Origin of the sequence: Stieleria sp. (assembly GCF_041595215.1) — a bacterium.
Lineage (GTDB): Bacteria > Planctomycetota > Planctomycetia > Pirellulales > Pirellulaceae > Stieleria > Stieleria magnilauensis.
On the sequence record NZ_JBFHKV010000283.1, the window covers coordinates 1 to 8,591 of the forward strand.

The window sequence follows — 8,591 nt, forward strand, 5'->3', positions numbered from 1 at the left end:
ACTGACCGCTGGCAAGCCACTGACCGCTGGCAAGAAACTGTGCGCTGGCAAGAAACCTGCCAAGCCGGCAAATTTTTTCCGGGTCATGCAAACGGATGCAGCTCGTTCACCGTTTGCTTGCATTTGCAAGCGACGCACAAGGGCAGCGAACAAGGACCTCCACAACGCTAATTCGGGTTGTTTGTATGAACTTTCTCGAAAATAGAAAAATTGGCTCAACATTTGCAAAGATACAAATCCCGATTCGACCCAGTGCCCCTCGCACTCGGCGACCTCCCACATTTTTTTGCAAGGATGGCCCCATGTTAGTTCTTTCTCGCAAGGTCGGCGAAACGATCCAAATCGGATCCGACATCATCATCAAGGTGTCAAGTCTTTCCGGCGGTCGGGTGCGGATCGGAATCGAAGCGCCCCGCAACGTGTCCATCCAGCGGGGCGAACTGCGTCCGTTCATCGAACCGGTTGCGGCGCCGCTGCAACCGACGCCTGCCTGTGGCGACTTGAACGCACAGGCGTCCTAACGCATTCCCCAGATCGGGAATGAAGGCCACGACGGTCGTGAAACTCTTGCGAGTTCCGGGTTGCGTGGTGGTCGGTCGGTGCAATGTCTCGATTCACTCCCGCAGCACGAGGACCGGACAGTGCGCCAGCCGCACGACACGTTCGGCGGTCGAACCGATCAGCAACCGTTTCACACCGGTGCGGCCGTGTGAGGGCAGGACGATCAAACCGAACGTGTGGTGTTCGGCATACTCGGTGATTCCGTGCGCGGCTTCGTTGACCACGGTGTCAAAATTCAATCCTTGATGGCGGTCGTCATTGAACTCGTTTTTCAGCGACTGGAGCGCCTTCTTTTCATGTTGGTCGTCGATCTCGCTGGCCAAATCGACATCGGGTACCCCCAACACGCGACCGGCGCCCAGTTCTAGCCCCATGTCGCCGGAATACCCATACAGTGGCGACGGATCCACGACGTGTAAGACGGTGACGTTCTCATTCTTGCCCGCGATCTTGATCGCCGTTTCCACGGCCGCCCGAGAGAACTCGGAAAAATCGTAGGGTGCCAGGATCTTCGTGTTTTCAAAATAATTCATGGTCGGGCGCTCGTAAATTCCTTCTGTTGACCTACCGGAAAGTTTACCCTTTGCCATCGACGAAGCGTTTCCTTACGCAGCGCAAAACGGCTCAGCTGCGGACGATCAACCGATGCAACTCGGCGGCGTTGTCGGCGGCGAGAATGCGTTCGCGCCGTGATTCCGTTCCGATCAGCCGCGCGATGTAAGAGAGACAGGCCAGGTGCTCATCGGGTTGGCCGGCGGGGCTGAGCAACATGAACACGATTTCGATCGGCAGATCTGTCAGCGGGCAGAGCAATTGATTCTGCGGACGCGCGACCATCAACGTCGCATGATCCACGGCGCTGGACCAGGTGTGCGGCAACGCGATCCCATGACCGAGCAGGCTGGTGTAGTCCTCCTCGCGGCGCCAGATCTCGACCAGCATCTGCTCCGGGTCGATGCCGGGAAGTTGATTTCGCAGGTGGTACAGCATCTCGCGATAGAGTTCGCGGAGATCGGTTTGGTTGGAGAAGATGACGTTCTCTTGCGCGAGTGGCAGGACACTCGTTTCTTGTTCCCCGCGGGGATCGTACACCAGCCATTCGACGTCGTTGTCATCCAGCTCGCGAGCGTCGCCGGGCACCACCACGCCATTGCGGACCGTCATCAAAACATTCTCGGGTTCTGGCAACGCATCGGTCGCGCGCAGCCGGATATCCAGCGGTGGCGGTTCGCTGTCGGGGTGCATCCAATGGTTTAGTGGCAATTCGGTCCAGACCCGCTTGCCGACCAACAGGTGTTCGTTGTTCGCCGTTTGATAGCCGGACCTCTCCCATCGAAACAACGTTGCCTCTTCCAGCAATTCAGACCAGCGGCGACACAACATCCGGTTGAGATCGGCGTTAGCGGTCAGTGCCAGCAGATTCCCACATCGGTAGAACGCGGCGTATTTCTCCGGAGTCACTTGCATCGCGTCTTCGTTGATGGCGACCAATCCGTCTCGCTCAGCCGCGCGGACTTCGCGGGCGTTGGTGTCGATCAACACGACATCCACGCCGTGCCGGCCAAAAAACCTCGCGACCTGACGCCCCAGTGCGTGCGCCCCGACGATGATCCATCCGGTCGGCACCGGACGGACAACACCCAGCCAGCGTCCGACCGATCCCGCCGTGAAGCCTTGCACCACGACGGTTCCGGCGATGACCGAATACGTGAACGATTCAAGAAAGACCGCGTTTTCAATCCCGCGACGCCGCAACTCCAACGCGAACAGCGACGCCATCGAGGCGGCCACAATCCCACGCGGCGCGATCCAGCACAGAAACAACTTTTCTTTCAACGTCAGGATGCTCTGACTGGTCGACAGAAAGATGTTCAACGGCCTGACGATCAACATGATCCCGATCACGGCGAGGATCAGATTCCAGCCGAACTCGACGAACGCACGCAGTTCCAAATTGGCCGCCAACAGCACGAACAACAGCCCGATCGCGAAATCTTTCAGCTCGATCTTGTAACTGACAATCTCACGCAACTGCGGCGTCTTGCGGCTGCCCAGGACCAGACCGGCGACCGTCACGCTCAACAATCCGCTTTCACTGATCGCTACATCGGCCATGGCAAAGTTCAACATCGCCATCGCGAGAACGAAGATGTTGGTTTGCCCCTTGCTGATCCATTGGCGTCGCAACAAAAAGTCCATCAGGAAACCGAACGCGACCCCGAATACCACGCCGACGGCAAACCGCAACAGAAAGTCTTTGACGACCAACTGCTGCGTGCCATCGGTACTCACATAGAACTCGAAACTCAACAACGCCAGGAACACGCCGATCGGATCGATCAGAACGCCCTCCCAGTGAAGAATGTGATGCAGTTTGGGTTGAACCCGGATCCGATGCAGCAGCGGGCCGATCACGGTGGGCCCGGTCACGATCACCAGGCTGGCCGCCAGCACGCAGAAGGCGATGTCAAATCCAAAGATCAATCGCAACAGGACCGCCGTTCCGATCCAGGTGACGAACACACCGATCGTCAAGACGCGGCAGATTTCCTGACTGACGGTCCGGTACCCGCGCAAGTCGAGCGTCAAGCCGCCTTCGAACAGGATGATCGCGACCGCCAGCGAGACGATCGTGCGAAGTCCGTCACCGAGTGCACTGGGATGAACCAGCCCCAACACCTCGGGACCGGCCACGATCCCGCCGAGGAGCAGCAACACGATCGGGGAGGTCCGCAAGTAGGACGCCACCGTGAACAGGCACACGCCCAGCGCTGCGGCCAGCGTGAAGCTCGTCAAGATTTCGTTGGTATGCATCCAGCTTCCTGCGCCCCACCCTGATCTCGATTCCGACGCATCTGCTCAAAACCACGTCTGGGCGAGACGACAGCCTGGGATGCGGCGTCGACTTTGCCGCTACACGTTTGCTTGATGTGAGGCTTGCGAGTCGACCGCACGATCCGTCATGAAATCAATTTCGCCGGTTTTTACATCATAGAGCGCACCGATGACCATGGCCTCGCCGTTTTCAACCGCTCGGCGGATGGCATCGCTGCGGGCAATGATTTCACGAACCGTTCGTTGCACGTTCTTCCGAGCAACCGAGTCGATACAGGCGTCCTTGGCCTCCGGCGTCATGCTGCTGATGCCTCGACACTCGTCGGGATCGATGCATTGCTGGATCTCCGACACGATGGCGTGCAGGTGGCCACAACCACTCGCCTGCTCGACATCCGTTCTGTCCTCAAACATCTCCACCGACGACGTGACCGCACCGCAGCGGGTATGACCGAGCACGACGATCAGTTTCGCGCCGGCAATCGCGACGCCAAATTCCATGCTTCCCAGCGACTTCGTGCCGATGATGTTTCCGGCGACCCGCACGCTAAAGATGTCGCCGATGCCGAGGTCAAACACCAGTTCGGCGGGAACGCGTGAGTCGATGCAACTGAGCACCACCGCCAACGGGCTTTGCCCCGTCGCCGTCGCCCCCACCTGACGACCGAAATCCCGAGTGATGCGGTGTCCCGTGCGAAAACGCTCGTTGCCGTCGCGCAGAATCTTCAGCACCTGGTCCGGTGTGATGCGACTTTGTAGCTCTCGCGTCGAATAGTCCGCGAACTGGATGTCATCGTGTAGTTCATACTTCTCTCGAAATCCGCGCAGGCTGACGCTGACCCCGCGGGCTGGGCCGATGTTGTTCTTGAAATCACGAATCAGACTCAGAATGTCAGGGTCGATGTAATCCGAACCCGACGCGTCGATCAACAGCTTGGTGTCCCGGGCCGCACTGTTAAACAATTTGTCCAACGCGGCACGATTCAAAAAGCTGACTTGATCGGCCAATTCGATGTGCAGGATGTCGCCATCGAGATGGGTCTCGACCACCCGGCGGATCGGCCGACGCAGGTTGCTGTTGAGGATGAACAACACGCTGATCATCAGTCCGATCAGAATGCCGATCAGCAAGTCCGTCAGCACAATCGCCAAGACCGTCGAGATGAACGGGATGAATTGATACCGACCCTCCTTCCACATCTGCGCGAACAATTGCGGGCTGGCGAGTTTGAACCCCGTTACCAACAGAATCGCCGCCAACGCGCTCAGCGGGATCATGTTCAAATAAACCGGGAACAATCCGACGCAAACCAACAGCAAGATGCCGTGGAAAATCGTCGACAACTTCGACTTGGCTCCCGAGTTGACGTTCACGCTACTGCGGATGATCACCGACGTGACCGGAATCCCACCGATCAATCCGGCCGCCACGTTACCGCACCCCTGCGCCAATAGCTCGCGACTGGGCGGAGAACTACGGCGTTGGGTATCGAGTTTGTCGGTCGCTTCCAAGTTCAACAACGATTCCAGCGAGGCGACGATCGCGATCGTGATGCCGCCGATGTAAACCGCGGGGTTGGCCCATTGCGTGAAATCGGGCGTCCGCAAAAAACTGCCGAAGTCCGAGAAGCTTTCCGCCACCGGAATCTGCACCAAGTGCGTCACGCCGATCGCCCAGGAGCCGCCGAACCCGGCAAACAGAGCTTGCAGTGCGACGCCCACCAACACCACCACCAACGGCCCCGGGACGATCGAGTTCTTCAGCGGTTTCGTCCGATCCCAAATCAACAGCAGGCCGAGCGAAAGCAGTCCCACCACGGCGGCACCAAAATGCAAATCACCGGCGATCAACGTGTAAAGTTCGGAGAACGTGTTTTGCTCATCCGGCTGCGAGAACGACATCTCACCTTCCGGATCGGTATCGTGACCGAACAGGTGGGGAATCTGTTTCAGGATCAGGATCACCCCGATCGCAGCCAACAGCCCCTTGATCACGCTGGACGGGAAAAACGCTGACAGCGCCCCGGCCTTGGCGATGCCCAACCCGATTTGGATCACCCCGCCGACGACGACCGCAAGCAAGAACGCATCGAAGGTGCCCAGATTCGCGATCTGGGCCGACACCACCGCCGTCAATCCGGCCGCCGGGCCGCTGACGCTGGTGTGCGATCCGCTCAGCGATCCGACGACGATCCCGCCAACGATCCCAGCGATCAGACCGGAAAACAACGGTGCACCGGACGCCAGCGCGATCCCCAGGCACAACGGAAGTGCCACCAGAAACACCACAATCGACGCCGTGAAGTCACGAAGTAGATTGGTCGGGGCGAGTATCGAGTTGGATGAGTCATCCATAGTCCAGCTGTTCTCCATCGATCTTGAAACGAATCTTTCGCGTAATCGTGCGACGTGCGCACGTCGAAGCGGGTTTTCGCTTAGCAAAGGTCGGGCCAACTCGCTCGGGCTGGTCCAAAGGCACCCTGGAATCTCCCTGCAATCCTACTGAATTTCCTCCTCACGTGCAGTCCGATCATCGATTTAACACTCGATCACTTCGCGGAATCGGTCTAATGTTTATTCAAACTGTCGAATTTCAGTCGCGCTGACTGTTTTTCGCCGCCGGCTGGCTGAATGGTGCGCCGAACTGTCCGCTGAACTGCCCACCCCACAAAACGCGCCAGGAAACGCAATCGGGGTCGCGGCCGATGATCGCAGACGAACGGATCGGAAACCCCCAACCGGTTCGGGATCAAAAAAGCATCGCAATCAAACGATCCAACGCTTCCAGGGCACAGCGTTTGCCAACAGGCGATCGGACGTGTCGCGTGTACAGCGGGAACAAACCCTGCCCGGGTTTTCTTCAGCCACTCCATCGACGTCACACCACCAACCGACCGCGCCCGAATTCCCGACGATCTGGCTGAATTTCATGCACATCACGAGACCGATTCCATGAAGCTGCGCGACAAGATTGGTTGCTTTCTGCCGATCACCGGATGCATCCTGTTGTGTCTGGGCATTTCGGGCGCGTGGTACGTCATTGAAATCCAGAAACAGAATTCACGCCTGCTGGACATCAACGTCGCCAGTATTCGCTGCGCCGAAGAATTGGAGTTGATCGCTCGCGAGATGCGACATGAACTGGATCGCTTTCTGTTGACGATGGACCGCAACTACCTGGTCAGGGCGGCGGAAAAGCAGGACAAGGCCAACGCGTGGCTGTCCAAGGCGCGTCAACTTTCCGCAACCGACCAGGAGCGAGCATTCGTCGCCGATCTTGAGCATCGACTGGAAAAGTACTTTGAACAGCTGCATCAGTTGATCGATGACCCGGACAGGGCGATTTCTTCCGAGGTGGTCGATCAGCTGGAGGAGAAAACGCTTTCCGAGCAAATCTTGGTCGCCGCCCACAACTACCTGAAGTTCAACGAGTCGGAGCTGGAACAAAGCAACCAAGAAAACCAACGTCTGGCCCAAAAGCTGGCCATGGTGATGGTGTTTCTGGGCATCTGCGGCGCGATCGCCGGATTGGAAGCCGGCTACGGTGTCGCCCAAGCCATCAACCGAACGATGTTTATGCTGTCGGTCCCGATCCGTGATGTGGCGGGCAAGCTCGAAACCGTCGTCGGACCCGTCGAAGTCTCCGCGGACCCCAGCCTCCGCGATCTGCAACTGGTGCTCGAGACTGTTTCTTCGCGTGTCGGTTCGGTCGTCGAACAGTTGCATCAGCGGCATCAAGAAATCGTCCGGGCGGATCAGTTGGCGGCGGTCGGAAAACTGGCGGCCGGTCTGGCACACGAATTGCGCAACCCGCTGATGTGCATGAAAACCCTGGTGCAGTCCGCCCGACGCAACCCCGATTCGGGCAGCTTGAATGCGACCGACATCGCCGTGCTGGATGAGGAGATCACACGGGTCGATAGTCTGCTGCAAACGTTCCTCGATTTCGCTCGCCCCTCGGAACCGCAGTTCTGTCTGGTCGAACTTTCACCGATCGTGCATCAAACCGTGGACCTGGTGGCAAGCCGTGCCGAGACACGGAACATTCGAATCGACTGTCAACTTCCCTGCGCATCCGCTCAGGTCCGCGGCGACGCCATGCAGTTGCGACAGGTGTTACTCAATTTGTTGCTCAACGCCTTGGATGCGGTGCCCACCGAAGGCAGGATTACCGTTACGGTGGAACGGATCGGCCGCGACGAGGTTCCGCACGCGACACCGAATCGGCCGACCGAGTGGGTATGCTTGAGCGTCGCCGACGATGGTTGCGGAATGCCCGCCGACCAGCGCGACCGAGACCGCATGTTCGAGCCGTTTTTCAGCACCAAAGATCCAGGTCTGGGGCTCGGTTTAGCGATCTCCCAACGAATCATCGACGCACACGAAGGCCAGTTGCTGGCCGAAGATCGCCCCGAAGGTGGCACGGTCGTCAAGGTGATCCTGCCGCTGCCATCGGCCGACTCGAAAGCCCGCTTCAACGGACAGTGCTAACCCTTTCCCGCATTGGAATCGAATGTGCCGAAATTAATCATCATCGATGACGAACCCAACCTCCGCTACTCGCTCAAGAAAAGTCTCGAAACAGACAGCTTGGAAGTGGTCACCGCTGCGACCGCCGAAAGCGGCATCGCGGCCGTCCGCGAGCATCAACCCGATGCCGTCATTTTGGACGTGCGGTTGCCGGACATGTCCGGGTTGGACGCATTCAGCATCATCCACGAACTCGATGCCCGAGTCCCGGTGATCATCATCACCGCGTATTCGACGACCGAGACCGCGATCGATGCGATGAAGCGGGGCGCATTCGAATACCTGCTCAAACCCGTCGAGTTCGAAAAGCTTCTGACGACCGTTCAAAACGCCATCGACGTCAGCTTGATGAGTCGCACCCCCGCCCAGTTCGGTATCGATTCAGACGGCGATACTTCCGCCGACCAAATCGTCGGTCGGTCTCAGGCGATGCAGGAAGTCTACAAGTTGATCGGACAGGTCGCCCCGCAAGATGTCAACGCACTGATTTTGGGTGAAAGCGGAACCGGCAAAGAAATGGTCGCCCGCGCGATCTACCAACACAGCCGCCGAGCCGAACGACCGTTCATGGCCATCAACTGCGCCGCCCTGCCCGAAAACTTACTCGAAAGCGAACTGTTCGGGCACGAGCGCGGTTCCTTCACCGGCGCCGACAAACGCCGCAT

Annotated in this window: 7 protein-coding genes; 4 read left to right on the forward strand and 3 right to left on the reverse strand. The window is 58.5% G+C overall.

From position 1 onward, the window contains the following. Positions 1-205, forward strand: a 205-nt coding sequence (locus tag ABX749_RS12860; protein ID WP_372896340.1) for a hypothetical protein, incomplete at its 5' end; no start/stop codon positions are given. A 97-nt stretch (positions 206-302) separates the two neighbouring features. Continuing rightward, on the forward strand, positions 303-521 hold the full coding sequence (csrA, locus tag ABX749_RS12865) for a carbon storage regulator CsrA (RefSeq protein ID WP_372896341.1): 219 nt from the start codon (positions 303-305) through the stop codon (positions 519-521). 93 nt (positions 522-614) lie between these two features. On the opposite strand, the gene ABX749_RS12870 is transcribed toward csrA, so the two are convergent. From ABX749_RS12870 to ABX749_RS12880, 3 genes are all read right to left on the reverse strand, one after another. Further along, positions 615-1,094: a universal stress protein gene (locus tag ABX749_RS12870; protein WP_372896342.1), complete on the reverse strand. Its 480-nt coding sequence runs from the start codon at positions 1,092-1,094 to the stop codon at positions 615-617. 91 nt (positions 1,095-1,185) lie between these two features. After that, positions 1,186-3,375, reverse strand: a complete 2,190-nt coding sequence (locus tag ABX749_RS12875; protein ID WP_372896343.1) for a cation:proton antiporter — start codon at positions 3,373-3,375, stop codon at positions 1,186-1,188. Positions 3,376-3,474: 99 nt separating this feature from the next. Beyond that, entirely contained in the window at positions 3,475-5,751 is a 2,277-nt protein-coding gene (locus ABX749_RS12880; protein WP_372896344.1) for a bifunctional SulP family inorganic anion transporter/carbonic anhydrase, read from the reverse strand. Positions 5,752-6,348: 597 nt separating this feature from the next. Here ABX749_RS12880 and ABX749_RS12885 point away from each other — a divergent pair. Together ABX749_RS12885 and ABX749_RS12890 are read left to right on the forward strand one after the other, a co-directional pair. Then, entirely contained in the window at positions 6,349-7,887 is a 1,539-nt protein-coding gene (locus tag ABX749_RS12885; RefSeq protein ID WP_372896345.1) for an ATP-binding protein, read from the forward strand. Positions 7,888-7,911: 24 nt separating this feature from the next. Continuing rightward, positions 7,912-8,591 (forward strand): sigma-54-dependent transcriptional regulator (locus ABX749_RS12890; RefSeq protein WP_372896346.1); only part of this gene is annotated, 680 nt, incomplete at its 3' end.

Coding starts and splice junctions, on each gene's coding strand:
- ABX749_RS12870 (WP_372896342.1), bottom strand. CDS start 1,094: ATGAATTATTTTGAAAACACGAAGATCCTGGCACCCTACGATTTTTCC.
- ABX749_RS12885 (WP_372896345.1), top strand. CDS start 6,349: ATGAAGCTGCGCGACAAGATTGGTTGCTTTCTGCCGATCACCGGATGC.
- ABX749_RS12875 (WP_372896343.1), bottom strand. CDS start 3,375: ATGCATACCAACGAAATCTTGACGAGCTTCACGCTGGCCGCAGCGCTG.
- ABX749_RS12880 (WP_372896344.1), bottom strand. CDS start 5,751: ATGGATGACTCATCCAACTCGATACTCGCCCCGACCAATCTACTTCGT.
- csrA (WP_372896341.1), top strand. CDS start 303: ATGTTAGTTCTTTCTCGCAAGGTCGGCGAAACGATCCAAATCGGATCC.